The 24,443-nt window shown below is 73.1% G+C and carries 21 protein-coding genes; 9 read left to right on the forward strand and 12 right to left on the reverse strand.

The features are described from left to right. Window positions 1–128 precede the first annotated feature (128 nt). The gene (locus tag ACY0MR_RS08570) at window positions 129–776 is read left to right on the forward strand and encodes a ScbR family autoregulator-binding transcription factor (RefSeq protein WP_388806977.1); all 648 of its coding nucleotides are present in this window, start codon (window positions 129–131) and stop codon (window positions 774–776) included. Window positions 777–804: 28 nt separating this feature from the next. Here ACY0MR_RS08570 and ACY0MR_RS08575 read toward each other — a convergent pair whose 3' ends face one another. Together ACY0MR_RS08575 and ACY0MR_RS08580 are read right to left on the reverse strand one after the other, a co-directional pair. Then, the gene (locus ACY0MR_RS08575; RefSeq protein ID WP_473560099.1) at window positions 805–1,755 is read right to left on the reverse strand and encodes an NAD-dependent epimerase/dehydratase family protein; all 951 of its coding nucleotides are present in this window, start codon (window positions 1,753–1,755) and stop codon (window positions 805–807) included. Between the two features lie 14 nt (window positions 1,756–1,769). Beyond that, window positions 1,770–2,720, reverse strand: coding sequence for a ScbA/BarX family gamma-butyrolactone biosynthesis protein (locus tag ACY0MR_RS08580; protein ID WP_388806973.1), 951 nt, complete (start codon window positions 2,718–2,720; stop codon window positions 1,770–1,772). Between the two features lie 128 nt (window positions 2,721–2,848). Between ACY0MR_RS08580 and ACY0MR_RS08585 the strand changes: the two genes are divergently transcribed. The 4 genes from ACY0MR_RS08585 to ACY0MR_RS08600 all read left to right on the forward strand — a co-directional run bounded on the left by ACY0MR_RS08585 (window position 2,849) and on the right by ACY0MR_RS08600 (window position 6,648). Then, a complete protein-coding gene (locus ACY0MR_RS08585; RefSeq protein WP_361861337.1) occupies window positions 2,849–3,529 on the forward strand; it encodes a ScbR family autoregulator-binding transcription factor in 681 nt (226 codons plus the stop codon). A gap of 127 nt (window positions 3,530–3,656) precedes the next feature. After that, a complete protein-coding gene (locus ACY0MR_RS08590; RefSeq protein ID WP_473560102.1) occupies window positions 3,657–4,823 on the forward strand; it encodes an acyl-CoA dehydrogenase family protein in 1,167 nt (388 codons plus the stop codon). Between the two features lie 44 nt (window positions 4,824–4,867). Then, on the forward strand, window positions 4,868–5,653 hold the full coding sequence (locus ACY0MR_RS08595) for an electron transfer flavoprotein subunit beta/FixA family protein (RefSeq protein ID WP_055600366.1): 786 nt from the start codon (window positions 4,868–4,870) through the stop codon (window positions 5,651–5,653). A 38-nt stretch (window positions 5,654–5,691) separates the two neighbouring features. Next, on the forward strand, window positions 5,692–6,648 hold the full coding sequence (locus ACY0MR_RS08600; RefSeq protein ID WP_361860789.1) for an electron transfer flavoprotein subunit alpha/FixB family protein: 957 nt from the start codon (window positions 5,692–5,694) through the stop codon (window positions 6,646–6,648). 90 nt (window positions 6,649–6,738) lie between these two features. Here ACY0MR_RS08600 and ACY0MR_RS08605 read toward each other — a convergent pair whose 3' ends face one another. The 4 genes from ACY0MR_RS08605 to ACY0MR_RS08620 all read right to left on the reverse strand — a co-directional run bounded on the left by ACY0MR_RS08605 (window position 6,739) and on the right by ACY0MR_RS08620 (window position 10,508). Continuing rightward, a complete protein-coding gene (locus tag ACY0MR_RS08605) occupies window positions 6,739–7,128 on the reverse strand; it encodes a zinc ribbon domain-containing protein (RefSeq protein ID WP_361860792.1) in 390 nt (129 codons plus the stop codon). Between the two features lie 122 nt (window positions 7,129–7,250). Next, complete coding sequence (locus ACY0MR_RS08610) at window positions 7,251–7,967, reverse strand: TetR family transcriptional regulator (protein ID WP_451060994.1); 717 nt, start codon at window positions 7,965–7,967, stop codon at window positions 7,251–7,253. A 107-nt stretch (window positions 7,968–8,074) separates the two neighbouring features. Continuing rightward, a complete protein-coding gene (locus ACY0MR_RS08615; RefSeq protein WP_148002838.1) occupies window positions 8,075–8,836 on the reverse strand; it encodes an SDR family NAD(P)-dependent oxidoreductase in 762 nt (253 codons plus the stop codon). A 523-nt stretch (window positions 8,837–9,359) separates the two neighbouring features. After that, window positions 9,360–10,508, reverse strand: a complete 1,149-nt coding sequence (locus ACY0MR_RS08620; RefSeq protein WP_361860801.1) for an acyl-CoA dehydrogenase family protein — start codon at window positions 10,506–10,508, stop codon at window positions 9,360–9,362. Window positions 10,509–10,623: 115 nt separating this feature from the next. Between ACY0MR_RS08620 and ACY0MR_RS08625 the strand changes: the two genes are divergently transcribed. Next, window positions 10,624–11,229, forward strand: a complete 606-nt coding sequence (locus ACY0MR_RS08625) for a TetR/AcrR family transcriptional regulator (RefSeq protein ID WP_388802848.1) — start codon at window positions 10,624–10,626, stop codon at window positions 11,227–11,229. 145 nt (window positions 11,230–11,374) lie between these two features. Next, complete coding sequence (locus ACY0MR_RS08630) at window positions 11,375–12,685, forward strand: ROK family transcriptional regulator (protein WP_473560106.1); 1,311 nt, start codon at window positions 11,375–11,377, stop codon at window positions 12,683–12,685. 12 nt (window positions 12,686–12,697) lie between these two features. On the opposite strand, the gene ACY0MR_RS08635 is transcribed toward ACY0MR_RS08630, so the two are convergent. The 5 genes from ACY0MR_RS08635 to ACY0MR_RS08655 all read right to left on the reverse strand — a co-directional run bounded on the left by ACY0MR_RS08635 (window position 12,698) and on the right by ACY0MR_RS08655 (window position 19,498). After that, window positions 12,698–13,834, reverse strand: coding sequence for an XdhC family protein (locus ACY0MR_RS08635; protein WP_473560109.1), 1,137 nt, complete (start codon window positions 13,832–13,834; stop codon window positions 12,698–12,700). 44 nt (window positions 13,835–13,878) lie between these two features. After that, a complete protein-coding gene (locus tag ACY0MR_RS08640) occupies window positions 13,879–15,345 on the reverse strand; it encodes an NCS2 family permease (protein WP_361857556.1) in 1,467 nt (488 codons plus the stop codon). A 261-nt stretch (window positions 15,346–15,606) separates the two neighbouring features. Beyond that, window positions 15,607–18,009, reverse strand: a complete 2,403-nt coding sequence (gene pucD, locus ACY0MR_RS08645; RefSeq protein ID WP_361857565.1) for a xanthine dehydrogenase subunit D — start codon at window positions 18,007–18,009, stop codon at window positions 15,607–15,609. A 2-nt stretch (window positions 18,010–18,011) separates the two neighbouring features. Then, window positions 18,012–18,605 carry a (2Fe-2S)-binding protein gene (locus tag ACY0MR_RS08650; RefSeq protein WP_148002846.1) on the reverse strand — a complete coding sequence of 198 codons (594 nt, stop codon included), beginning with the start codon at window positions 18,603–18,605 and terminating at the stop codon, window positions 18,012–18,014. A 2-nt stretch (window positions 18,606–18,607) separates the two neighbouring features. Then, on the reverse strand, window positions 18,608–19,498 hold the full coding sequence (locus tag ACY0MR_RS08655; RefSeq protein WP_361863211.1) for an FAD binding domain-containing protein: 891 nt from the start codon (window positions 19,496–19,498) through the stop codon (window positions 18,608–18,610). Between the two features lie 307 nt (window positions 19,499–19,805). On the opposite strand from ACY0MR_RS08655, the gene ACY0MR_RS08660 reads away from it, so the two are divergent. Beyond that, window positions 19,806–21,503, forward strand: a complete 1,698-nt coding sequence (locus ACY0MR_RS08660) for a PucR family transcriptional regulator (protein WP_388802862.1) — start codon at window positions 19,806–19,808, stop codon at window positions 21,501–21,503. Window positions 21,504–21,807: 304 nt separating this feature from the next. Further along, window positions 21,808–22,596 carry a hypothetical protein gene (locus ACY0MR_RS08665; protein WP_361863281.1) on the forward strand — a complete coding sequence of 263 codons (789 nt, stop codon included), beginning with the start codon at window positions 21,808–21,810 and terminating at the stop codon, window positions 22,594–22,596. Between the two features lie 32 nt (window positions 22,597–22,628). On the opposite strand, the gene ACY0MR_RS08670 is transcribed toward ACY0MR_RS08665, so the two are convergent. Then, the gene (locus ACY0MR_RS08670; RefSeq protein ID WP_473560113.1) at window positions 22,629–24,305 is read right to left on the reverse strand and encodes a hypothetical protein; all 1,677 of its coding nucleotides are present in this window, start codon (window positions 24,303–24,305) and stop codon (window positions 22,629–22,631) included. Window positions 24,306–24,443: the final 138 nt, after the last annotated feature.

Here is a 24,443-nt window from a genome sequence, read left to right on the forward strand (position 1 = left end):
CCCACCGAACTGCTCAAGGCCGCACGAAAACCTCGTACAATACCAAGCAGTCGGTTTGGAGTCGTCGAGCGGTACGGAGCGACGAGGCGCCCGTTCCGGTGCGACGCACGGTGTTACTGGAGCCACGGGTGACCAAACAAGAGCGGGCCGCACGGACCCGAGAGGCGCTGATCAGGTCGGCGGCCAGGGAGTTCGACGAGCACGGCTACGCCTTGGCCAAACTGTCGGCGATCAGCACGGGTGCGGGGGTGAGCCCCGGCGCGCTCCACTTCCACTTCGAGAACAAGCCCGCGGTGGCCGCCGCCGTCGAGCAGGAGGCGTCCACCGCCCTGCGCAGGGCGGCCCGCCTCGTGCAACGCCAGGGGGCGAACGCCCTGCAGAACCTCGCGGACACCACGCACGCCCTCGCCCGGCTGCTCCGCGAGGACATCGTGGTCCGCGCCGGCTACCGGCTCAGCTGCTCCCGGGGCTGCCGCACGGATCTGAACCTGCGCCAGGAGTGGCAGAGCTGCGTCCAGCAGCGCATCGCGGAGGCGGCGGACGAGGGGCTGCTCGCCGGCGGCCACGGCGGCCAGCAGGACCTCGTCCGCACGGTGGTGGCCGCCACCGTCGGTTTGGAGGCCCTCTGCCGGGACAACCACGAGTGGCTCGCGCCCGGCACCGTCACCGGGATGTGGCGGACGCTGCTGCCGGCGCTGGCGGCGCCCGCGGTGCTCGCGGACCTCGAACCGGCGGGCAGCGGGTCCGTGCCCGCCGCCCGCGCCCCGGTGGGCTGACGGGCGGTCGGCCGGACGCGACGGCCGGTCAGGACCCGGCGAGCAGCCCCCGGTACCAGGGCAGGTGGCCGGCGAGGCCGGCGGCGAAGCCCGGTCCCGGATCGCGGCCGAGGTCCCGCCACGGCCGGTCGTCGGCGAACCAGTGGTCGACGGCGAGCATGTCCAGGTGGTGCTGGGCGAACGGCTCGTCGGCGAGCAGGGCGCGGGCCGTGCCGAGGTCCACGGCGGGCCCGCGGATCCGCCCCGTCCGGCGGGTGAGCAGGTCCTCGGCGGCGGCGAGCAGTTCGCCAACCGGGACCGGCTCGGGGTGCTGCACGTAGTACGGGCCGGGCTCGGTCGCGGCGGAGAGCGCCGCACCGAGCAGGACGCCCGCCAGGGTGTCCACGTCGACCAGGGAGTGCAGCGAGGAGCCCCCGTCGAGCGGTGCGGGCAGCGCGGCGAGCAGCCGGACCAGGCCGGGCATCAGGAGACGGTCGCCGGTGCCGTACACGAGGTGCGGCCGCAGCACGGTCCCGCCCGCGTCCAGGACGTACCGCTCGCCGGCGGCGCGGGTGCGGCTGGTCGCCGAGACCGGGGCGAGCGGCAGGGTGCCGGGGGCGGCGGCCCGGAAGGGGCCGCGGCCGTGGACGGACGCGGTGCTCAGCGAGACGACGCGGGTCACCCCGGCGGCCGTGGCCGCCTCGACCAGGGCCCGGGTCCCCGCGTCGTTGACCGCGCGGGCCTCCTCCGGATCCCCGCCGATCATCGAGGCGCAGTGGACCACCACGTCGATCCCCGCACAGGCCCGGCGCAGGGACGCGGGGTCCCGGAGGTCGCCCAGGACCGTCTCGGTCCGCGGCCGCGCCGGCTCCCCCGGCCCGGTGGGCGGGCGGCGGACGAGCAGGCGGACGCCCGCGGGCTCCCGGGCCGACGCCGCCGCGGCGGCCACCCGACTGCCGATGAAGCCGGTCGCGCCGGTGATCAGGAGGTTCGGTGCCATCGTTCCGTTCCGGTTCAGCCCGCCAGCCGGCTGCCGAGGCCGACGCCGGCCACCGCCAGTTCGCGCGACGGGGAGGTGAGTGTGCAGCGGAAGACCGAGTGGTCCTCCTGCCGGCCCTCGACCCGGACGGTGGTCGCCGACGGGTCGGCGCCGGGCACGACCTCCGTCTCGATCCAGCAGGGGCTGTCGAGTTCGGCGTAGCGGGAGAAGGAGACGTCCATCACGGCGGGCAGGAACGTCTCGCTGCCGATCGTCGCCGTCGCGGCCTGCCGGGCCGCTTCGAGGAGCACCATGCCGGGCACGTGGTCGTTGGGTCTCCGGAAGAGGGTGCCGTGGTCGGTGTTGATCCGCAGCTGCCACTGGTCGGCGCGGTTGCCCGGCCCGAGGACGACGTCCCGGCTGTGCTCGCGGCCCACCAGGTGGGGCGCCACGGCGGGGATCAGCGGGACCGGGCGGCCGAGCGCGGCCATCCGCTCGCCCCGGATCCTGCGGTACGCGAGGGCGGAGGTGCAGCGCGCCTGGGCCGTGCCGGTGCCGAGGAACCGTCCGTCGCGGGTGAGCACGAGGGTGGTCCGCAGGTCGCGGAGGCGGCCGCCCCGGCTGCTGAGGTCGGAGCAGACGACGTCCACGGTCACGTCGGAGGAGAGCCCGTCGACGGCCAGCGCCTCGGGATCGGCGCGGTAGGAGAGGCCCCACATGACGAACTGGTCGTCCACGGGTACCCCGAACTCCGCGTGAGCGATCAGCATGGTGGTCTGGCGTATCGTCTCGGCCACCAACACGGGGTCGTGACGGTCCCCTGCCACCGGAGAGAAGAAAGGGTGTGAGGCAGGCCAGCGGGCGGAGACGGAGAACCGATTCTCCCGCAATTGAGTCCACCCTGTGGGGATGATGTCCGCGGGATCCGCCCGGTGAACGAACTCCCCGGGGACGTGTGCAGCCGTTCCTCGTCCGTTCCGATCCATGGATCCCCCTTGCAACCCCGCGCCCCTGGGCGGTGTGTCCGCCCGAATTAGAATACGTACAGCGCGGTTTTCTTTTCAATGCTTCACGTCACACGTTGAGCACACACAGCGAGACAGCAGGAGGCGCCTTGGCGCAGCAAGCGCGTGCAATCCGAACCCGACGGGTGATCCTCGAGTCGGCCGCCACCGTCTTCGCGGAGCGCGGCTACGAGCGGACGACGATCGGCGAGATCCTGGTGCGCGCCGGGGTGACCAAGGGAGCTCTGTATTTCCACTTTGCTTCCAAGGAAGATCTCGCCGTCGGCGTTCTCGATGCCCAGATGCTCGACGTGCCCCTGACGCCCCAGGAGGTCAAGCTCCAGGAACTCGCCGACCAGGCCTTCCTGTTGACGCATCGCCTGCAGCGCGACGCCTTGGTGCGGGCGAGTGTCGCCCTGGCGCTGGACAGCGGCGCCACCGGGGTCGACCGCGCCGCTCCCTTCCGGGCGTGGATCGATCAGGTGTCGGAGATCCTGATGGTCGCGAAGGCGCGGGGGGAGCTGCTCGTCCACGTGGACGTGACGGACACCGCCGAGCTGTTCTCGGGCGCCTTCTCGGGCATCCAGGCGATGTCGCAGATCCTGTGCGATCGCAACGACCTGGCCCATCGGGTCTCGGTCCTGCTCCAGCACTTCCTGCCGAGCATCTGCACCCCGGCCCTGCTGCCGCGCCTCGACATGACCGAGGGCCGCGCCGTGCAGCTCGGCGCCGAGTACGACGCCAGCCGGCTCCGGCGGGACGAAGTCCATCTCGCCGACACTCCCGGTTAACAAAACCGACCAGCCGGTCCCCGAGCGCCCCGACGCCCCTTCGCGTCGGGGCGCTCTGGCGTCATGGCACTGAGTGTGTTTTGCTGAGGGTACTCAGTGCCACAAGCGTTTAGGGGAGCTCCACATCATGGGCAAGGACTTCGACCTGTATCGGCCCTCCGAGGAGCACGACATGCTCCGGGAGTCGGTGCGTGCGCTCGCGGAGGCGAAGATCGTGCCGTTCGCCGCCGCGGTGGACGAGGAGGGCCGGTTCCCGCAGGAGGCCCTGGACGCGCTGGTCGCCAACGACCTGCACGCCGTGCACGTCCCGGAGGCCTACGGCGGCGCGGGCGCGGACGCCCTCGCGACGGTCATCGTGATCGAGGAGGTCGCCCGCGCCTGCGGCTCGTCCTCGCTGATCCCCGCGGTCAACAAGCTCGGCTCGCTGCCGGTGATCCTCTCCGGCTCCGAGGAGCTCAAGCACCGGTACCTCGGCCCGCTGGCCAAGGGCGACGCGATGTTCTCCTACGCCCTGTCCGAGCCCGACGCGGGCTCCGACGCGGCCGGGATGAAGACCCGCGCCGTACGCGACGGCGACTTCTGGGTCCTCAACGGCGTCAAGCGGTGGATCACCAACGCCGGCGTCTCCGAGTACTACACCGTGATGGCCGTCACCGACCCCGACAAGCGCTCCAAGGGCATCAGCGCCTTCGTCGTGGAGAAGTCCGACGAAGGCGTCTCCTTCGGCGCCCCGGAGAAGAAGCTCGGCATCAAGGGCTCCCCCACCCGCGAGGTCTACCTCGACAACGTCCACATCCCCGCGAGCCGCATGATCGGCGCCGAGGGCACCGGCTTCGCCACCGCCATGAAGACCCTCGACCACACCCGCATCACCATCGCCGCCCAGGCCATCGGCATCGCCCAGGGCGCCCTCGACTACGCCAAGGGCTACGTCACCGAACGCAAGCAGTTCGGCAAGCCCATCGCCGACTTCCAGGGCGTCCAGTTCATGCTCGCCGACATGGCCATGAAGCTCGAAGCCGCCCGCCAGCTCACCTACGCCGCCGCCGCGAAGTCGGAGCGCGTCTCCGCCGGCGGCGACAAGGAGCACCTCACCTTCTTCGGCGCCGCCGCCAAGTGCTTCGCCTCCGACGTCGCCATGGAGGTCACCACCGACGCCGTCCAGCTCCTCGGCGGCTACGGCTACACCCGCGACTACCCCGTCGAACGCATGATGCGCGACGCCAAGATCACCCAGATCTACGAGGGCACCAACCAGGTCCAGCGCATCGTCATGGCCCGCAACCTCCCGTAACCGCCCGTCACCCGACCGCTTGACCGTTTGAAAGGAGCCAGGCCGTGACCCTGAGGATCGCTGTCTGTGTGAAGTACGTACCCGACGCGACCGGTGACCGCGGCTTCGCCGACGACCTGACGGTCGACCGCGACGAGGTCGACGGCCTGCTGTCGGAGCTCGACGAGTACGCCGTCGAGCAGGCGCTGCGGATCTCGGAGGAGTCCGACGACGCCGAGGTCACCGTGGTCACGGTCGGGCCCGACGATGCCAAGGACGCGCTGCGCAAGGCGCTGTCGATGGGCGCCGACAAGGCCGTCCACGTCAACGACGAGGACATCCACGGCTCCGACGTCATCGCCACCTCGGCGATCCTCGCCAAGGCCCTGGAGAAGACCGGCTTCGACCTGGTCGTGTGCGGCATGGCCTCGACCGACGGCACCATGGGCGTGCTGCCGGCGCTGCTCGCCGAGCGGCTGAGCCTGCCGCAGGTCACCCTGCTCTCGGAGCTCTCCGTCGAGGACGGCCTGGTGAAGGGCCGCCGCGACGGCGACGCCGCCACTGAGCTCCTGGAGGCCCCGCTGCCCGCGATCGTCTCGGTGACCGACCAGTCCGGCGAGGCCCGCTACCCCTCCTTCAAGGGCATCATGGCGGCCAAGAAGAAGCCGGTGCAGGAGCTGGACCTGGACGACCTGGACATCGACGCCGACGAGGTCGGTCTCGCCGGGGCGTGGACCCTGGTCGACGCCGTGGCGGCGCGCCCCGCCCGCACGAAGGGCACGATCGTCACCGACGAGGGCGACGGCGGCAAGCAGCTCGCCGCCTTCCTCGCCACCCAGAAGTTCATCTGACCCACCGTCAGCCTGACACCCCACAGGAGCAACGAATCATGGCTGAGATCCTGGTTCTCGTGGACCACGCCGACGGTGCGGTCCGCAAGCCGGCCCTCGAACTGCTGACCCTGGCCCGCCGTATCGGCGAGCCCTCGGCGGTCGTGCTCGGCGCCGGCGAGGCCGCGGCCTCGATCGCCGCCACCGCCGGCGAGTACGGCGCCGCCACCGTGTACGTCGCGGACGCCGCCGAGTTCACCGAGCAGCTGGTCGTGCCGAAGGTCGACGCGCTCACCCAGATCGCACAGGAGAAGGGGGCGGCCGCCGTCCTGGTGACCTCCTCCGGCGAGGGCAAGGAGATCGCGGCCCGCGTCGCGCTCCGGCTCGGCTCGGGCCTGATCACCGACGCCGTGGAGCTGGAGGCCGGCGAGAACGGCCCGGTCGCCACGCAGTCCGTGTTCGCCGCCTCCTACCAGGTGCGCTCGACGGTCACGCACGGCGCGCCGGTCATCACGGTCAAGCCGAACTCCGCCGCCCCGGAGGCCTCTCCGGCCGCCGGCGCGGTCGAGGACGTCACGGTCTCCTTCACCGGCAACGCCGCCAAGGTCGTGGCGCGCACCCCGCGCGTCTCGACCGGCCGCCCGGAGCTGACCGAGTCCGCGATCGTGGTCTCCGGCGGCCGCGGTGTCGGCGCGGCCGAGGGCTTCGCGGTCGTCGAGAAGCTGGCCGACTCGCTCGGCGCGGCCGTCGGCGCCTCCCGCGCCGCGGTGGACGCCGGCTGGTACCCGCACTCCAACCAGGTCGGTCAGACCGGCAAGCAGGTCTCGCCGCAGCTGTACGTCGCGGCGGGCATCTCCGGTGCGATCCAGCACCGGGCCGGCATGCAGACCTCGAAGACGATCGTCGCGGTCAACAAGGACCCCGAGGCCCCGATCTTCGACCTGGTGGACTACGGCGTGGTCGGCGACCTCTTCGAGGTGCTGCCGCAGCTGACGGACGAGATCGGCGCCCGCTGAACCGTCCGGGCCCGGTGACCTGAAAGGGGTGGGTGGTGGCACTCTGTGCCACCACCCACCCCTTTCGCGTCTCCCGCACCGGTCCGGCGATCAGATCCACCCGTCGAGGGGGACCTCCTCGCAGAGCCGGACGACCGGCCTGCGACCGGTCACGCCGACCCCCGAGGAGACCTTGACCCGGACGCCGGGGCGCACCGCGTGCAGCGGCCCGTCGACCCGGCAGCGGACGGTGAAGCCCTCCGCCATGTAGACCGGCCACAGGTCGGCGTCGGCCGCGGCCACCCCGCGCCGCACGGAGATCACGCCCTCGCCCTCGCTGAGTTCGGGGGTGAGATCGGTCGACCCGCAGGTCGGACAGAGCAGTCGCTGGAACGTCGTGGTGTGGCACCAGCGGCAGCGCTGGAAGTAGAGCTCGGCGTCGGGGCCCGCCTCCTCGGCGGCCTGGACGGCGGTCCCGCTCCTCAGTCCCGTGTGGAACACGATGCCTTCTCCTCGCACTCGGCGGCTCGACCGTGCATGGAGCAAAGATATGGCACTGAGTGCCATCAAATAAAGACCTGAGTTCCCCGAATTGGAGATACCGCGAACCCCCGGCGTCGCGATCAGCCCTCGCCGAGGCTCGACTCCACCTCGCGCACCACGCGCCACATGGGGGTGGAGCGCTTGGTGATGACCACGACGACGTCCTCGGCCTCCTCGGCGGGCGCGGCCACCACCGCGTCCGGGCTCCAGGTCCCGCGGACGAACTCCAGGGCGGTGTCCACCTCGGCCAGCGGGTCGCCCTCGCCGCCCGAGCGCAGCCAGTGCCGCAGGGCGTGGTTGTGGGCGGCCACCACCGCCGCCGCGGCCACGTTGGCGCGCAGGGTGCCGTCCCTGCGGTCGGCCCAGCGGGTGCGCAGGTAGTCGCCGAGGGTCTTCTCGTACCGCCAGACCACCGACAGCTCGTACGTGCGCAGCCCGGTCACCTCGCGGGTGAGCCGGTAGCGCTGCACGGAGAAGGTCGGGTTCTCGGCGTACATCCGCATGACCAGCCGGGCCGCGCCGCAGACCCGGACCATCGGGTCGTCGGAGTCGGCGCTCGCCGCGAGGAAGCGGGTCATGTCGGCGAGGCACTGCTCGTGGTCCGGGAAGACCACGTCCTCCTTCGAGGGGAAGTACCGGAAGAAGGACCGCCGGCCGACCCCGGCGAGGGTGACGATGTCGTCGACCGTGGTCTGCTCGTAGCCCCGCTCCAGGAAGAGCTGGAAGGCCGCGGCGATGAGGGAGTCCCGCATCGCGGGCTTCGTGGCGTTCGGCGACGCTGATCCGGCTGTTCCCATGGGCCGAACCTAACACCCGCGACTCCTTCGCGCGGCACTAGGTGCCGGGGAGAACCGGCACCGAGTGCTTCAACGAGGGTACGGAGGCCCGGCAGCCGGGCCGGGCGTCAGCGGGCGGCCATCCGGAGGGCGCCGTCCATGCGGATCGTCTCGCCGTTGAGGTAGTCGTGCTCGGCGACCATCGTCACCAGGCGGGCGTACTCCTCCGGCCGCGCGAGGCGCTGCGGGAAGGTGACGCTCGCGGCGAGACCGGCCCGGACGTCCTCGCCGAACCCGGCCATCATCGGGGTGTCGACGATCCCGGGGGCGACCGTGACGACCCGGATGCCGAACTGCGCGAGGTCGCGGGCGGCGGTGACGGTCATGCCGGCGACGCCCGCCTTGGAGGCCGCGTAGGCGATCTGGCCGACCTGGCCCTCGAACGCGGCGATCGAGGCGGTGTTGACGACGAGTCCGCGCTGGCCGTGCTCGTCGGGCTCGTGCCGGGCGATGGCCTCGGCGGCGAGCCGCATCACGTTGAACGTGCCGATCAGGTTCACGTCGACGACGGCCCGGAACAGGTCCAGGTCGTGCGGGCCCTTGCGGCCCAGGATGCGGGCCGAGGGCGCGATCCCGGCGCAGTTGACGGCGAGGCGCAGCTCGGCGCCGTCGGCCTCGACCGCCGCGAGGGCCGCGCGGACCTGCTGCTCGTCGGTGACGTCCGCGGGGAGCAGCCGGACGCCCTCGGGCTGCTGCCCGGCGGCGGCCACGGCCTTGTCCAGATCGAGGCCGTAGACCGTGGCGCCCCGGGCGGCGAGGGCCGCCGCGGTGGCGGCGCCGAGACCGGAGGCGGCACCGGTGACGAGAGCGGCGGAGCCGGCGATGTCCATGGAACTCCTCGTTCGTGTCGTGCGGGTGCGACCCTGCCGCCGGGTTGGCCGCCGGATCGGGCGCGTGCCCGCGGAGGACCGCGCGGTCCGCGCGATCTGCGCCGCCCACCATAGAACCGCAGGCCGCGTCGCCGGAAGCGGAGCCGGGCCCGGTGGGCGGCGGACGGCGGGGAGGCGGACGACAGGTCGGTGGACGGCGAACGGCAGGGCGGGCGGGGGCCGGTGGGGCGTCCGCGGACCCGGCCGGTGCGGCACGCCGGGTCGACCGATCGGACGACCCGGGGGCGCACCGTTGCGGGCCGGTGAGGCAGCCGGGACGACGACCGCCGGCGGCCGCACCCTCGAGGATGTCTCCGGCGCCCTCTTCTTCGCCGGCGCCGTCCCCGTCACCGTCGAGGGCGTCGGCATCGGCGTCGCCGGCGCCCCTGGGGCGACCCCGGCGGGACGTGCGCCCAGGCGGGCGTCGCCTCCCTCGCCCGGTGGCCCGGACGCGGCCGGCACCGGGCGGACCGGCGGAGCGCCGTCACGGCTGGGCGAGCCCCCGGCTGATCACGAGCCGCTGGATCTGGTTGGTGCCCTCGAAGATCTGGGTGATCTTCGCCTCGCGCATGTAGCGCTCGACCGGGAAGTCCCGGGTGTAGCCGTAGCCGCCGAGGACCTGGACCGCGTCGGTGGTGACCTTCATCGCGGTGTCCGTGGCGATGAGCTTGGCCGCGCTGGCCTGGCGGCTGAAGGGGCGTCCGAGGTCCCGGCGGCGGGCCGCGTCCAGGTAGGTGGCGCGGGCCGCGTCGACGGCGGCGGCCATGTCGGCGAGGAGGAAGCCGAGGCCCTGGTGGTCGATGATCCGGCGGCCGAAGGTCGTGCGCTCGTTGGCGTACGCCACGGCCGCGTCGAGCGCGGCCTGGGCGAGGCCGGTGGCGCAGGCGGCGATGCCGAGGCGGCCGCTGTCGAGGGCGCTGAAGGCGATCTGGAGGCCCTGGCCCTCGTCGCCGACGAGCCGGTCGGCGTCGATCAGCGCGCCGTCCCAGTAGGCGGAGGTGGTGGGCACGGCCTGAAGGCCCATCTTGCGCTCGGGGGCGCCGAAGCCGAGGCCCTCGGTGGCGCCCGGGGCGAGGAAGCAGGAGATGCCGTGGCTGCCGGGGGCCGTCCGGGCGAAGAGCGCGTAGAAGTCGGCGCGGCCGCCGTGGGTGATCCACGCCTTGGTGCCGGTGATCCGGTACCCGCTGCCGTCCTCCTGCCGCTCGGCCTTGCAGGCGAGGGCGGCCGCGTCGGAGCCGGCCTGCGGCTCCGAGAGGCTGTAGCCGCCGATGGTGCGGCCCTCCAGCATCTCGGGGAGCCAGCGCTCCTTCTGCGCGGCGGTGCCGAAGGTGTGGAGCGGGTGGCAGGCGAGGGTGTGGACGCTGGTGGCGACGGCGACGGCCGCCCAGCGCGCGGCGAGCTCCTCCAGAACCTGGAGGTAGACCTCGTACGGCTGGCCGCCGCCGCCGTACTCCTCGGGGTAGGGCAGGCCGAGCAGCCCGGCCTCGCCGAGGGTGGCGAACAGCCCCTCGGGGTACCTCTCGGCGGCCTCGTACTCGTCGACCCGGGGAGCGAGCTCCTTGTCGGCGATCTCCCGGGTGAGGGCGATGAGGTCCGCTGCCTCGGGGGTGGGAAGCAGGCGGTCGACATCCATGGCGACTCCAGCGGCGCGCAAAGTGGTACTGGGACGGGTACTGCAGTACCGCTCAGCGTAGCGCAGAAGGGTGTCGGCGTAACCCCGTGGAGAGCCGGCCTGGAATACTGGGCGGGTGATCGAGACCCCAGCCGCCGACAGCCCGAAGCTGACGGGCCGCGGAGCGGCGCGCCGCTCCGCCCTCTTCGAGGAGCTCGTCGCCCTGCTCGTCGGCGAGGGTTTCGCCCGGCTGACCCTCGACGACCTCGCCGCCCGGCTGCGCTGCTCGAAGCGGACCCTGTACGGCCTGGCCGGCAGCAAGGAGCAGCTGGTCCGGGCGGCGGTGGTGCACTTCTTCCGGCGCGCCACCGCGCGGGTGGAGGCGGTGCTGGCCGCCGCGACCGATCCCGCCGAACGGCTGGCCGCCTATCTGCGGGCGGTCTCGGCCGAGCTGGCGCCGGTCTCCCCGCAGTTCTTCGACGACGTCGCGGCCTTCGAGCCGGCGGCGGAGGTGTACGAGCGCAACACGCGCGCGGCGGCCGGGCGGGTCCAGCAGCTCATCGAGGAGGGAGTCCGGGCCGGGGTCTTCCGCGAGGTGCACGTGACCTTCGCGGCCGACGTGATCTCCTCGGTGATGGTCCGCATCCAGCGCCGCCAGGTCGCCTCGGCGACCGGCCTGGCCGACGCCGAGGCGTACGAGCAGCTGGCCGAGCTCCTCCTCAGCGGGCTGCGCAAGGCCTGAACCGGACGGGGCGGGCGCCCGCGTTCAGGCTGTGAAGCCGGCGTCCGCTTAATTCAGGATATGAGTTAAACCTCAAGAGAAGAGCGCGTCCGGGGTACCCGCAGCGGTATGTTGCGGGGGAAGACTCTTCCACCTGGGGGCCCGAGTGACCAAGCGGAACGGCCGCACCGTGCGCGACCTGCGACGCGAGAACCGCACCGCCGTCCTGCAGCGCCTCTACTTCGACGGGCCGCTGAGCCGCTACTCGCTCGGCCCGGCGACCGGCCTCAGCTCGGGTTCCGTCAGCAACGTGGTCGCGGAGCTGGTCGCGGAGGGCCTGGTGGAGGAGGCGGGCAGCGTCGACTCGGCCGGCGGGCGCCCGCGTACGCTCCTGCGCATCTCCCCCGACAGCGGCTTCATGATCGGCGTCGACGTCGGCGAGACCCGGGTGAGGATCGAGCTGTTCGACCTCGCCCTGACGGAACTGGCGCGCACCGAGCGCCCGTTGGCCGTCGACGGCCCGAACCCCCACGAGCGGTACGAGGTCGGGGTCGTCGTCGGACACGTCCGGGAGGGCATCGCGGAGGTACTGCGGAGCGGGGACGTGCCCGCCGAGCGGCTCCTCGGCGTCGGCGTCGGGGTGCCCGGCATCGTGGCCCGGGACGCAGGGGACGGCGCGGTCGTCCACGGCCAGACCATCGGCTGGGACGCGGTCCCGCTGGAACGGCTGCTGCGGGAGAGCGTCGACCTGCCCGCCTCGGTGCCCTACTGGATCGACAACGGCGCCAAGACCCTGGGGCAGGCCGAGATGTGGTTCGGCGCCGGGCGCGGGGCGCGCAGCGCGGTCGTGGTCCTCTTCGGCTCGGGTGTCGGCGCGTGCGTGGTCACCGACCCGATGGGGCCGGGCCGGGCGATCGAGTGGGGTCATCTGACCGTACGCGTGCGGGGGCGGCGCTGCCGCTGCGGGGCGCAGGGCTGCCTGGAGGCGTACGCCGGGGCGGAGGCGCTGCTCGAGCGGTGGCGGGAGGCGGGCGGGGTGCCGCCGGCGGGCGCGGACGAGGAGACGGCGCTGACCGCGATGCTCGCCGCGGCGTATCCGGCCGAGCCGGGGACGGAGCCCGACGCGACGGCGCTCGCGGTCCTGGCCGAGACCGCCGAGTACCTCGGCGCCGGCTTCGCCGACCTCATCAACCTCTTCCAGCCCGAACGGATCCTCGTCGGCGGCTGGGCCGGCCTCCAGCTCGGCACCCGCTTCCTGGAGACCGTCACCGGCTACGCGCTGCAGTACGCGCTCGCCTACCCGGCGGCCCGGGTCGAGATCGGGATGGGCACGCTCGGCCCGGACGCGGTCACCGTCGGGGCGGCGATCCTGCCGCTCGCGGACTTCTTCGCCCGGGGCGGCCGGCGGGACGAGGGCGGGACCGCCGAGGAACCGCCGGCCTGGGCGTCGACGCTCAGGGAGCGCGCGGCGCGGTGACGGCGCGGGCCGTCAGGCCACGGAGCCGATCCGCCGCGCGGGCTCGGCGGGTATGTCGTGGTGGATCGGAGTGTGGGCGCCGGTGAGGGAGCGGCCGGTGCCGCCCCGCCGGTTGGCCACGATCTCGGCGCCGATGGACAGGGCCGTCTCCTCGGGCGTGCGCGCCCCGAGGTCGAGGCCGATCGGCGAGCGCAGCCGGGCGAGTTCGAGTTCGGTGACGCCGACCCCGCGGAGCCGCTCGTTGCGGTCCTCGTGGGTACGGCGGGAGCCCATGGCGCCGACGTAGGCGACGGGCAGCTTGAGGGCGGCCTGGAGCAGCGGCACGTCGAACTTGGCGTCGTGGGTGAGGACGCAGAGGACCGTGCGGCCGTCCACCTCGGTGGACTCCAGGTAGCGGTGGGGCCATTCGACGACGATCTCGTCGGCCTCGGGGAAGCGGGCCGGCGTCGCGAAGACGGGGCGCGCGTCGCACACGGTCACGTGGTAGCCGAGGAACTTGCCGACCCTGACGAGGGCGGCCGCGAAGTCGATGGCGCCGAAGACGATCATGCGAGGGGCCGGGACCGAGGACTCGACGAGGAGGGTCAGCGGCTGTCCGCAGCGGCTGCCGTCCTCGCCGATCTCCACGGTGCCGGTGCGTCCCGCGTCGAGCATCGCGCGGGCCTCGCCGGCCGCCGTGCGGTCCAGCTCGGGGTGGCCGCCGAGGCCGCCTTCGTACGAGCCGTCGGGGCGGACGAGGATCGCCCAGCCCATCAGGTCCTCGGGGCCGGTGACGATCCGGGCCAGGGCCGCCGCCTCCCCCGTGGCGGCGGCGGCGAGCGCGGCGGGGACGACCCCGCCGCGGATCGGGGTGACGAGGATGTCGATGATGCCGCCGCAGGTCAGACCGACCGCGAAGGCGTCCTCGTCGCTGTAGCCGAAGCGCTCGACGACGGTCCTGCCGTCTTCGAGGGCCTGCTGGCAGAGGTCGTAGACCGCGCCCTCCACACACCCGCCGGAGACCGAGCCGATCGCCGTGCCGTCGCTGTCGACGGCGAGTGCGGCACCCGGCTGCCGGGGCGCGCTCCCGCCGACCGCCACGACCGTGGCGACGGCGAACTCGCGTCCCTGCTCGACCCACCGGTGCAGCTCTTCGGCGATGTCCAGCATCTCGAACTCCTCGATGTCTGTGTGTGGAGGGCGGCGGTCGGGCGTCAGCTGACGCCCAGCCAGCTCTCGATCGGATGGATCGCGAAGAACACGATGAAGATCGCGGTCAGGCCCCACATGAAGGCGCCCACTTCGCGTGCCTTGCCCTGCGCCGTCTTGATCACGGCGTAGGAGATGACGCCGGCCGCGACACCCGTGGTGATGGTGTACGTGAACGGCATCAGGACCACGGTGAGGAACACCGGGATCGCGACGGAGCGGTCGCTCCAGTCGACGTGCTTGGCGTTCTGCATCATCATCGCGCCGATGACGACCAGGGCGGCGGAGGCCACCTCGGCCGGCACGATCGCGGTGATCGGGGTGAAGAAGAGGCAGGCCGCGAAGAACGCGCCGGTGACGACGGAGGAGAGGCCCGTGCGGGCTCCCTCGCCGACGCCGGTCGCCGACTCGACGAAGACCGTCTGGCCGGAGCCGCCGACGCCGCCGCCGATGACACCGCCGGCACCGTCGATGAACAGCGCCTTGGAGAGGCCGGGCATCCGGCCCTGGGAGTCGGCGAGCTTGGCCTCGGAGCCGACGCCGATGATGGTGGCCATCGCGTCGAAGAAGCCGGCGAGCACCAGGGTGAAGATGATCATGGTGATCGTGATGTAGCCGACGTCGCCCCAGCCGCTGAAGGACACCTCGCCGATGAGCGAGAAGTCGGGCGTGGAGACCGCGCTGCCGCTGAGCTCCGGCGGGCCGGAGAACCAGGCCTTGGCCGGCAGGTCGCCGACGGCGTTGACCACGGCGGCGATGACGGTGCCCGCCACGATGCCGATCAGGATGGCGCCGGGCACGTTGCGGGCCTGGAGCGCGAAGATCAGGAGCAGCGTGAAGGCGAAGATGAGCACGGGCCAGCCGGCCAGCTCACCGGCCGGGCCGAGGACGACCGGGCCGCCGCCGGGCGAGGGGTTCTCGTGGACGAAGCCCGCCTTGACGAAGCCGATGAGCGCGATGAAGAGACCGATGCCGATGGTGATCGCGTGCTTGATCGCCAGCGGGATCGCATTCATGATCATCTCGCGGAGGCCGGTGACCACCAGGAGACAGATCACCACACCGTAGGCCACACACATGGCCATGGCCTGCGGCCAGGTCATGACGGCGATGACCTGCGAGGACAGCACGCCGGAGACGCTGAGACCGGCTGCGAGGGCGAGCGGGACCTTGCCCCAGAAGCCCATGAGCAGGGTGGTCACGGCGGCGGCGAGCGCGGTCGCGGTGATGAGGGCGGGCTGGCTGAGGACGTTGCCGTCCACGTCCTTGCCGCCGAGGATCAGGGGGTTGAGCAGGAGAATGTACGCCATCGCCATGAAGGTGGTGACGCCGCCGCGGATCTCCGTCGCGACGGTGGATCCTCTCTCCGAGATGTGAAAGTACCGGTCGAGCCAAGAGCGGCCGGCGGGGACGTTCGAGCCGGAGCCCGCGTCCTCCGAAGCGGTCTTGGGCTCCACAGACGACTGGGTCATGGGGCCTACTCCCAAGGTTCAAAGGGGCACCCGCGTCAGACTTCGAAGGACTTCGGATCTGCTGAAGTTGCGGGATTTGGGATGCTGCGTGGGCTGCACGACCCGGGGGACGGCCCGAGACGAACGGGGGTGTATCGGTACTGCTGGGTCCTGCTGGTCTTACTGGTGCTGCTGGTGGAGCGGGTCCTGCTGGGGGTCGCTCCGGGCGGCGCGGGCTGGGAAGTGTGACGTTCCTGGGAGGCACGCACCGCCCGGAGAGTCCTAGAGGGTGCCGGTGAGCGCCTCGGGGCGGACCGGCGTCTTGTTGAGCTCCAGGCCCGTCGCGTTCCGGATCGCCGCGAGGACGGCCGGGGTGGACGACAGGGTCGGGGCCTCGCCGAGTCCCCGCAGACCGTACGGCGCGTTGGGGTCGGCCAGTTCGAGTACGTCGACCGGGATGGTCGGCGTGTCGAGGATCGTCGGGATCAGGTAGTCCGTGAAGGAGGGGTTGCGCACCTTCGCGGTCTTCGGGTCCACGATGATCTCTTCCATCACCGCGACGCCCAGGCCCTGGGTGGTGCCACCCTGGATCTGACCGACCACGGAGAGCATGTTGAGCGCCTTGCCGACGTCCTGGGCGGTCGCGAGCTCGATGACCTTGACCAGGCCGAGCTCGGTGTCCACCTCCACGACCGCGCGGTGCGCGGCGAAGGTGTACTGGACGTGGCCGTCGCCCTGGCCGGTGACCAGGTCGAACGCGACGGTCGGGCGGTGCCGGAACTCGTGCTCCTGGTCGACGGCCTCGCCTTCCAGGACGTCCGCCAGGTCCGCCAGGACCTCGCCGCCGTCGGTGACGACCTTGCCGTTCTCCAGCAGGAGCTCGGCGGTGGCCCACGCCGGGTGGTACGAGCCGAACTTGCGGCGGCCGATCTCCAGAACGGCCTCGCGCACCTTCTCGCAGGTGTTCTTCACCGCGCCACCGGTCATGTACGTCTGCCGGGAGGCGGACGTCGAGCCGGCGGAACCGACCTGGGTGTCGGCCGGGTGGATGGTCACCTGGGTGACGCCGAGCTCCGTGCGGGCGATCTGCGCGTGGACGGTGACACCGCCCTGGCCGACCTCCGCCATGGCCGTGTGGACCATGGCGACGGGCTCGCCGTTGATGACCTCGAGTCGCACCCGGGCGGTCGAGTAGTCGTCGAAGCCCTCGGAGAAGCCGACGTTCTTGATGCCGACCGCGTAGCCGACGCCTCGGACGACGCCCTCGCCGTGCGTGGTGTTGGACAGGCCGCCCGGCAGCGCGCGGACGTCCGCCTGCTCACCGGCGGCGAGCCACTGCTGCTCCGGCGGCATCGGGCGGGCCTTGACCCGGCGGAGCAGCTCGGCGACCGGGGCCGGCGAGTCCACGACCTGGCCGGTCGGCATGATCGTGCCCTGCTCCATCGCGTTCAGCTGGCGGAACTCGACCGGGTCCATGCCCAGCTTCGCCGCGAGCTTGTCCATCTGCGCCTCGTAGGCGAAGCACGCCTGGACCGCGCCGAAGCCGCGCATCGCGCCGCACGGCGGGTTGTTCGTGTAGAGCGCGACGGCCTCGATCTCGACGTCGTCGATGACGTACGGACCGACCGAGAGGGAGGAGGCGTTGCCGACGACGGCCGGGGAGGCCGAGGCGTAGGCGCCGCCGTCCAGCACGATCCGGCACTTCATGTGCGTGATCTTGCCGTCCTTGGTGGCCCCGTGCTCGTACCAGAGCTTGGCCGGGTGACGGTGCACGTGGCCGAAGAAGGACTCGAAGCGGTTGTAGACGATCTTGACCGGCTTGCCGGTGCGCAGCGCCAGCAGGCAGGCGTGGATCTGCATCGAGATGTCCTCGCGACCGCCGAAGGCACCGCCGACGCCGGAGAGCGTCATGCGCACCTTCTCCTCGGGCAGGCCGAGGACGGGGGCGATCTGCTGGAGGTCCGAGTGCAGCCACTGGGTGGCGACGTAGAGGTCGACACCGCCGTCCTCGGAGGGCACGGCGAGGCCGGACTCCGGGCCGAGGAAGGCCTGGTCCTGCATGCCGAAGGTGTACTCGCCGGTGACGATGACGTCGGCCTTCTTGGCGGCCTCGTCCGCGTTGCCGCGGATGATCGGCTGGCGGTGCACGATGTTCGGGTGCGGGACGTGACCGGAGTGGTGGTCGTCGCGGCCCTCGTGGATCAGCGGCGCGTCCTCGGCGAGGGCGGACGCCTCGTCGGTGACGAGCGGCAGCTCCCGGTAGTCGATCTTGATCTTGGCGGCCGCGCGGCGCGCGGTCTCCGGGTGGTCGGCGGCGACCAGGGCCACCGGCTCGCCGTGGTGGCGTACCCGGCCGTTGGCCAGGACGGGGGTGTCCTGGATCTCCAGGCCGTAGTTCTTCATCTCGGCCGGCAGGTCGTCGTACGTGAGGACGGCGTACACGCCGGCCATCGCGAGGGCCTCGGAGATGTCGATGGAGACGATCTCGGCGTGCGCGACGGTGGAGCGGAGCGTCTGGCCCCACAGCATGTCCTCGTGCCACATGTCCGAGGAGTACGCGAACTCGCCGGTGACCTTGAGGGTGCCGTCGGGGCGGAGCGTGGACTCGCCGATGCCGCCCTTGGTGTGGTTCTGGGTGACGTTGGTGGGGGTGCCCGCCGGAGCGGTGCGCGTGTTCTGGGCCATCGTCAGACCGCCTCTCCCTGACGGGCGGCCGCGAGGCGGACCGCGTCGAGGATCTTCTCGTAGCCCGTGCACCGGCAGAGGTTGCCGGAGAGGGCCTCACGGATGTCCTGGTCGGACGGGTCGCTCTGGCGCTCCAGGAGCTCGTCGGCCGCGACCAGGAGACCCGGGGTGCAGAAGCCGCACTGGACGGCGCCCGCGTCGATGAACGCCTGCTGGATCGGGGAGAGCCGCACGCCCTCACCGGTCTGCGAGTCGGCCGGCTTGGCCTGCCACTTCTTCGCGGAGTCGAGGCTGGTGCCGCAGCCGCCGGTGCCGCAGGCACCGCCCGGGTGGGCGTCCTCGCGGTGCTGGGAGTAGTCCGCCAGCCCCTCGACGGTGACGACCTCGCGGCCCTCGACCTGACCGGCGGCGACCAGACACGAACAGACCGGCACTCCGTCGAGGCGGACCGTGCAGGAACCGCACTCGCCCTGCTCGCAGGCGTTCTTGGAGCCGGGGAGCCCCATCCGCTCACGCAGGACGTAGAGGAGCGACTCGCCCTCCCAGACGTCGTCGGCTTCCTGCGGACGTCCGTTGACCGTGAAATTGACGCGCATGTTTATGCAGCTCCCTCAAGCGGGCGGCCGGTGCCGCGGTACTGCTCCCAGGTCCAGCCGAGCTGGCGGCGGGCCATGATGCCGACGGCGTGGCGGCGGTACTTGGCGGTGCCTCGGACATCGTCGATCGGGTTGGCGGCGCCCGAGCAGAGGTCGGCGAACTGCTTCGCGATCGACGGGGTGATGATCTTGCCGTTGTCCCAGAAGCCGCCCTCTTCCAGCGCGGCGTTCAGGAAGGCCTCGGCCTCCTTGGCGCGGATCGGGGTGGGTGCGGCCGAGCCGATGCCGGTGCGCACGGTCCGGGTCTCCGGGTGCAGGGCCAGGCCGAAGGCGCAGACGGCGATGACCATCGCGTTGCGGGTGCCGACCTTGGAGTACTGCTGGGGGCCGTCCGCCTTCTTGATGTGGACGGTCTTGATGAGCTCGTCGGGCTCCAGCGCGTTGCGCTTCACGCCCGTGTAGAACTCGTCGATCGGGATGAAGCGGCTGCCGCGCACCGACTCGACCTCGACCTCGGCGCCCGCGGCGAGCAGGGCCGGGTGGGCGTCACCGGCGGGCGAGGCGGTGCCGAGGTTGCCCCCGACGCCGCCGCGGTTGCGGATCTGCGGGGAGGCGACGGTGTGCGAGGCGAGCGCCAGGCCCGGCAGCTCGGCCCGCAGGTTCTCCATGATCTGGGTGTACGGAACGGCGGCGCCGAGGCGGACGTTCTCCTCGCCCACCTCCCACTCGCGCAGCAGCTCGATGCGGTTCAGGTCCAGGAGGTACTCGGGCCGCCGGTGGTCGAAGTTGATCTCGACCATGACGTCCGTGCCACCCGAAAGGGGCACGGCCGTGGGGTGCTCTGCCTTGGCGGCGAGCGCCTCCTCCCAGCTGGCGGGGCGAAGGAAGTCCATGGTGGCTCTCTTCTAGTGATTCTGGTGATCGGGGGTCGTGCGCAGGGTTCCGGGGGGACGGCCGGTCCTCGACTTCACGTTCATGTGCTGTTCACGCGGTGTGTGGCCTAGTACACAAGCCCACGATCGCCCGGTGCAGTCACCGAAAACATGAAGGAGTTGGCTGGGTCCCGTCGTCGTCTTGTAGATTCGAACGAAAGGCGGGGAACAGTCACCTCGCTGTTTTCCCCTGGAAACGGTGGCACCACGCCACCGTCGACAACGCGACACCTCCACCCATCACTGACGAAGGAACGGCGGCGACACGATGCGGCTGCGCGCACTGCTGGAACACGACGCGCTCGGGCTGCGCCTGCTCGGTGGCGACGACGAGCTGGACCGCACCGTCCGCGGCGTGATGACCACGGACCTGAAGGACCCCAGCCGGTACCTGTCCGGCGGCGAGCTGGTGCTCACCGGGCTCGCCTGGCTGCGGGAGCCGGCCGACGCCGAGCCTTTCGTCCGGATCCTGGCCTCGGCCGGGGTCGCCGCGCTGGCGGCGGGCGAGGCGGAGCTCGGCGACATTCCCGACGATCTCGTAGAGGCGTGTTCACGCCATCGTCTGCCGCTCTTCGCGGTGAACGAGACCGTTGCTTTCGCGACGATCACCGAACACGTTGTTCGACAGGTCTCCGGCGAGCGGGCGGGCGACCTGGCGGCCGTCGTCGACCGGCACCGGCGGCTCATGACCTCGGGGCCCGCCGGCGGCGGACCCGAGGTGGTCCTGGACCTCCTCGGCTCCGACCTGGACCTGCGGGCCTGGGTCCTGTCCCCCACCGGCCGCCAGATCGCCGGCGCGGGCGAGCCCCTCCCGGCGGCGCTCGCCGCCACGCTGGCCGGTGAGCACCTCGCCGCCACCCGGACCGGCCGGCGCGGCCCGCACCGGCTCAGCACCGGCGGAACGCCGTACTCGCTGTTCCCGATCCGCAACACCGGCCGGGGCGCCGCCCCCGCGTCCCGCGACGTGCGCGAGACGGTCCTCTCGGACTGGCTGCTGGCCGTCGAGGCGGACGCCGGGGACTGGCCGGCCGCCCGGCTCGACCTGCTCCAGGGCGTCACCCAGCTGATCGCCGTCGAGCGGGACCGGCGCGACGCGGCCCGCACGGTCCGGCGCCGGCTCGCGCAGGAGGTCCTGGAGCTGGTGCAGACGGGCGCCGCGCCCGCCGAGATCGCGGCCAGGCTGCGGGTGGCCGCCCCGGTGCTGCTGCCCGGACTCGGTACGGCCCCGCACTGGCAGGTGGTCGTCGCCAGGGTCGAGTGGGAGCAGGAGGCCGGTCAGGGCACGGCCGTGGACGCCGGGCCGGTCGCCCAGGCGCTCCTGGAGGAGATCCTCGTCGACCCGGGGACCATCGGCGCCGAGTCCGCCGACCGGATCGCCGTCGCGCACACCGGCGACGAGGCCATCGCGCTGGTGCCGCTGGCCGCGGGCCCGCTGCCGGACAGCGAGGACGAGGCTCCGGCGACCGCGCTGGGCCTGCACGCGGACGCCCTGCTCGCGGCCGTACGCGCTCCGCTGTCGGCGGGTCTCGCCGACGACGGGCGGCTCACCCTCGGGGTCAGCGCCGCCGTGCACTCGGCGGAGGGCCTGCGCGGCGCGCTGGAGGAGGCGCGGCACGCCCGCCGGGTGGCCGCGGCCCGTCCCGGCCGGGTCTGCGCGGCCGGCCACCACGAGCTGGCCTCGCACGTGCTGCTGCTGCCGTTCGTCCCGGACGACGTCCGGCGCGCGTTCACGGCCCGGCTGCTGGACCCGCTGCGGGACTACGACCGCCGGCACCGCGCGGAGCTGATCCCGACCCTGGAGGCCTTCCTGGACTGCGACGGCTCCTGGACGCGCTGTGCGACCCGGCTGCACCTACACGTGAACACGCTGCGGTACCGGGTGGGACGGATCGAGCAGCTCACCGGCCGCGACCTGTCCCGTCTGGAGGACAAGCTCGACTTCTTCCTCGCGCTGCGGATGAGCTGATCGGATGACCCCGGGCGCCGCACGCGGCCTCACCCGTTCGGGCGAGTCCGGTGGAGTGACGTCCGGGCCGGTGGGGGCCGTCGGCCGGGGCGGCCCGCGGGCTCCCGCCGGGGCCTGATCGCGGGCCCGGCGACGATCTGACGGCCCGTCGGTCGCGGCCGGGGCGGTGGCGCCCCCGGGTACCGGTGTCTTGTGAAATCTTTCACCTGACCCCTTGGCCAGGTACTCCCCTTCGTGCTGAGATGCGGGTCTCACTCAACAGCTCAATGGCGCGCTCGGGGAGGGCAATGTGGCGGATACCGCCATGTCTGGTTCCGAATCAAGGGGCGGCGAAGATCCGTCCCTCGCCTACGGCAAGGAGACTCCCGTGGAGACCGCCATATGGCGGCTCCGCTCCCGGGGTTGCTGGACGGACGCGGCCGCGCTCCTCGCGCCCCACGCCACCGAACCGGCCGCCGCACTCGAACGGGCCGCGCTGCTGATCGAGCGCTGCCTCTACACGGAACAGGGCTGGGCCGACGCGGAGGAGGCGCTCCGGGCGGCCGAGGCGGTGGCCGGCACCGACGAGGAGCGCGGGGCCGCCGCCTGCGAACGCGGCTACCTGGCCTACGCGTCGACGCTCCTGGGGGTGCGCGACCGGGCCGACGAGGCGCGCATGGCCCTGGGCCGGGCGGCCGCGCTGATCTCCCCGTCCGCCGAGGGCAGACCGCTGCTCGACCTGCGCCGGGGGCTCATCGCGCAGAACCTCGGCGACTCCCCGCAGGCCGCCCATGCCGCGTACCGCAGGGCGCACGCCGGGGCGACCGCGCAGGGCGACTCGCTGCTGCTCTCCTCCACCTGGCGGCATCTGGCCGGACTCGCCCTGCGGGAGGGCGAGTTGGCGGAGGCCCGGCACGGCTTCGCCGAGTCGCTGCGGATCCGGGAGGAGTTGGGCTATCTGGTCGGCACGGCCCCGGCCCTCACCGCCCTCGCCACCACCGAGACGGAGCCGGAGGCGGGTCGGCTGCGCGCCGAGGCGCGGCGGCTCTTCCGTCTCCTGGGCGGGGTGCCCACCTGGCTCGCGAGCCAGCTGACGCCGCAGCCGGCCACCTGAGTCGTGCTCCCTGAGGACCCGGTGACGGGTCCTCAGGGACGGAAGCGGCGCGGCGCCAGGCACACCAGGCTCTCGTCGGTTCCGACGAGCAGCGAGCCGGCGCCGGTGACGGCGACCGCGCGGACCGGGGGGCCCGGGCGGAACGAGAGCGTCGGGCCGCCCTCCGGGCGGTGCAGCTGGACGAGGCCGTCGCCCCAGGCGACGGCGACCAGCGGGCCGTGCGGGGTCTCCGTCGCGTGCAGGGCGACCACCGGCGAGGACCGTTCGGCGAGCGGCTCGGGGCGCGGGTCGCGCCCCGGGGTCCAGAGCCGGACGGTCCCGTCGACGCCGCCGGAGCAGACGAACGGCGCCTCGGAGTCCACCGCCGCGACCGCCGCGACCCGGCCGCTGTGCGAGGCGGCCTGGTGCAGGCCCCGCAGGCCGAACGCGTGGACGGAGCCGAGCCGGTCCCCCACCACCACGGAACCGGCGATCGCCGCGAGGGCCGTGCCCGGGTGCCGGGCCAGGGTCGCCGAGACGGCCTCGGTCAGCCGCTCCAGGTACGGGGCCCGCGGCGCCGTTCCCCGTACGGTGTGCAGCCTGCCGCGGTCGTCCAGGAGCAGCACCGTGCCGTCCGGCGCGGGGGCGAGCGCGGTGACCCGGCCGGGCACGGTGTGGGCGAGGCGGCCCGCCGGGCTCGCGTCGGCCTCGTGGAGCAGCCGGACGGCGCCGGTGCGGTCGCCCACCAGGAGCGTCCCCTCCAGCGGTCCGCCCGCCGCGCCGAGGACGGTCACGGGTCCCGGCCAGGGCGGGGTGAGGTCGCCGCGGTGGCGGGCCCAGCGGAGCCGCCAGGGCGAGTCCTGCGCGAGGTCCGCGAGCGCGGGGCGCATTCGGGGGTCGGCGCCGTCACCGAGGGCCGAGAGCAGTACCAACGCCCTTTCCGACGGGGCCTGTTCGCGGCAGAGGGACTGACCGGCCCGCATCCAGGCGGCCCGCAGCCCGCCGTGGTCCTCGGCGGCGCTCTCGCCGGGCCGGGCGGGTTCCTCGGGGCCGTCGAGGGTGCCCGGGAGTCCGGCGGCGGCCGCTCCGGTGACGTACGCCGTGGTGACGAGCAGCGGGTCGGCCGTGCAGACGGCCACCGGGTCGGAGAGGTCGGGCAGCGGGCGGCTCCGCTCGGGGGCGCCGGTGCCGGGGGCCCCGGTGTCGCCGTCGAGGTCCACGACGGCGACCCGCCGGTCGGTGCGCAGGGCCGCCGGGGCCGGGGTGCCGCTGCGGGCCTCGACCACGAGACGCACCCGGCCGACGCCGGCGAGCTCGGCGATGAGGTCGGTGAGCGCGGCGGGTTCGGCGGCGGCGTGCAGATCGGTGAGGAGGAGGACGGCGCGCCCGGCGGGCCGGGCCTCACTGGTGGCGAGGGCGTGGACGAGGTCGCCGGGCGACCGCGCCACCACGCCGAGGCGGTCGGCGATCGTCCAGGTCGCGCCGAGGGCGCTCTGCCCGGCCAGCGGGACGAGGACCCGGGCCGTGCGGCGGCGCGGCCGGCCGGCCCGCGGGCCGTGCTTGGCGAACCAGCCGAGCAGAGCCGTCTTGCCGCTGCCGGGTGCGCCGGTGACCAGGCAGAGCCGCGGCGCCTCGGGATCGGTGAGCCAGCCGAGCAGGGCGGTGGCCTCGGTCTCCGTACCGGTGACGGGTCGGCCTCCGTCCGCAGGGGACGGGGTCGCGGACGGCATGGGGCACCTCACGGGCGACGCGGTACGGGCGGCTGTCGCCCTCGACCTTAGTGGGCGCGGGCCCCCCGGGACCGCCCGTCGCGAGGACGGCCTTCGAGGAGCTTTCGCGGGGCTCCGCCCGGCCGGGTCGGGCGTCCC

Source organism: Streptomyces sp. JN8 (assembly GCF_055808075.1).

Coding starts and splice junctions, on each gene's coding strand:
- ACY0MR_RS08650 (WP_148002846.1), bottom strand. CDS start 18,605: ATGCGCGTCAATTTCACGGTCAACGGACGTCCGCAGGAAGCCGACGAC.
- ACY0MR_RS08610 (WP_451060994.1), bottom strand. CDS start 7,967: ATGGGAACAGCCGGATCAGCGTCGCCGAACGCCACGAAGCCCGCGATG.
- ACY0MR_RS08670 (WP_473560113.1), bottom strand. CDS start 24,305: ATGCCGTCCGCGACCCCGTCCCCTGCGGACGGAGGCCGACCCGTCACC.
- ACY0MR_RS08580 (WP_388806973.1), bottom strand. CDS start 2,720: ATGGATCGGAACGGACGAGGAACGGCTGCACACGTCCCCGGGGAGTTC.
- ACY0MR_RS08590 (WP_473560102.1), top strand. CDS start 3,657: ATGGGCAAGGACTTCGACCTGTATCGGCCCTCCGAGGAGCACGACATG.
- ACY0MR_RS08665 (WP_361863281.1), top strand. CDS start 21,808: ATGTCTGGTTCCGAATCAAGGGGCGGCGAAGATCCGTCCCTCGCCTAC.
- ACY0MR_RS08655 (WP_361863211.1), bottom strand. CDS start 19,498: ATGGACTTCCTTCGCCCCGCCAGCTGGGAGGAGGCGCTCGCCGCCAAG.
- ACY0MR_RS08575 (WP_473560099.1), bottom strand. CDS start 1,755: ATGGCACCGAACCTCCTGATCACCGGCGCGACCGGCTTCATCGGCAGT.
- ACY0MR_RS08620 (WP_361860801.1), bottom strand. CDS start 10,508: ATGGATGTCGACCGCCTGCTTCCCACCCCCGAGGCAGCGGACCTCATC.
- ACY0MR_RS08615 (WP_148002838.1), bottom strand. CDS start 8,836: ATGGACATCGCCGGCTCCGCCGCTCTCGTCACCGGTGCCGCCTCCGGT.
- ACY0MR_RS08640 (WP_361857556.1), bottom strand. CDS start 15,345: ATGACCCAGTCGTCTGTGGAGCCCAAGACCGCTTCGGAGGACGCGGGC.
- ACY0MR_RS08635 (WP_473560109.1), bottom strand. CDS start 13,834: ATGCTGGACATCGCCGAAGAGCTGCACCGGTGGGTCGAGCAGGGACGC.
- ACY0MR_RS08600 (WP_361860789.1), top strand. CDS start 5,692: ATGGCTGAGATCCTGGTTCTCGTGGACCACGCCGACGGTGCGGTCCGC.
- pucD (WP_361857565.1), bottom strand. CDS start 18,009: ATGGCCCAGAACACGCGCACCGCTCCGGCGGGCACCCCCACCAACGTC.
- ACY0MR_RS08660 (WP_388802862.1), top strand. CDS start 19,806: ATGCGGCTGCGCGCACTGCTGGAACACGACGCGCTCGGGCTGCGCCTG.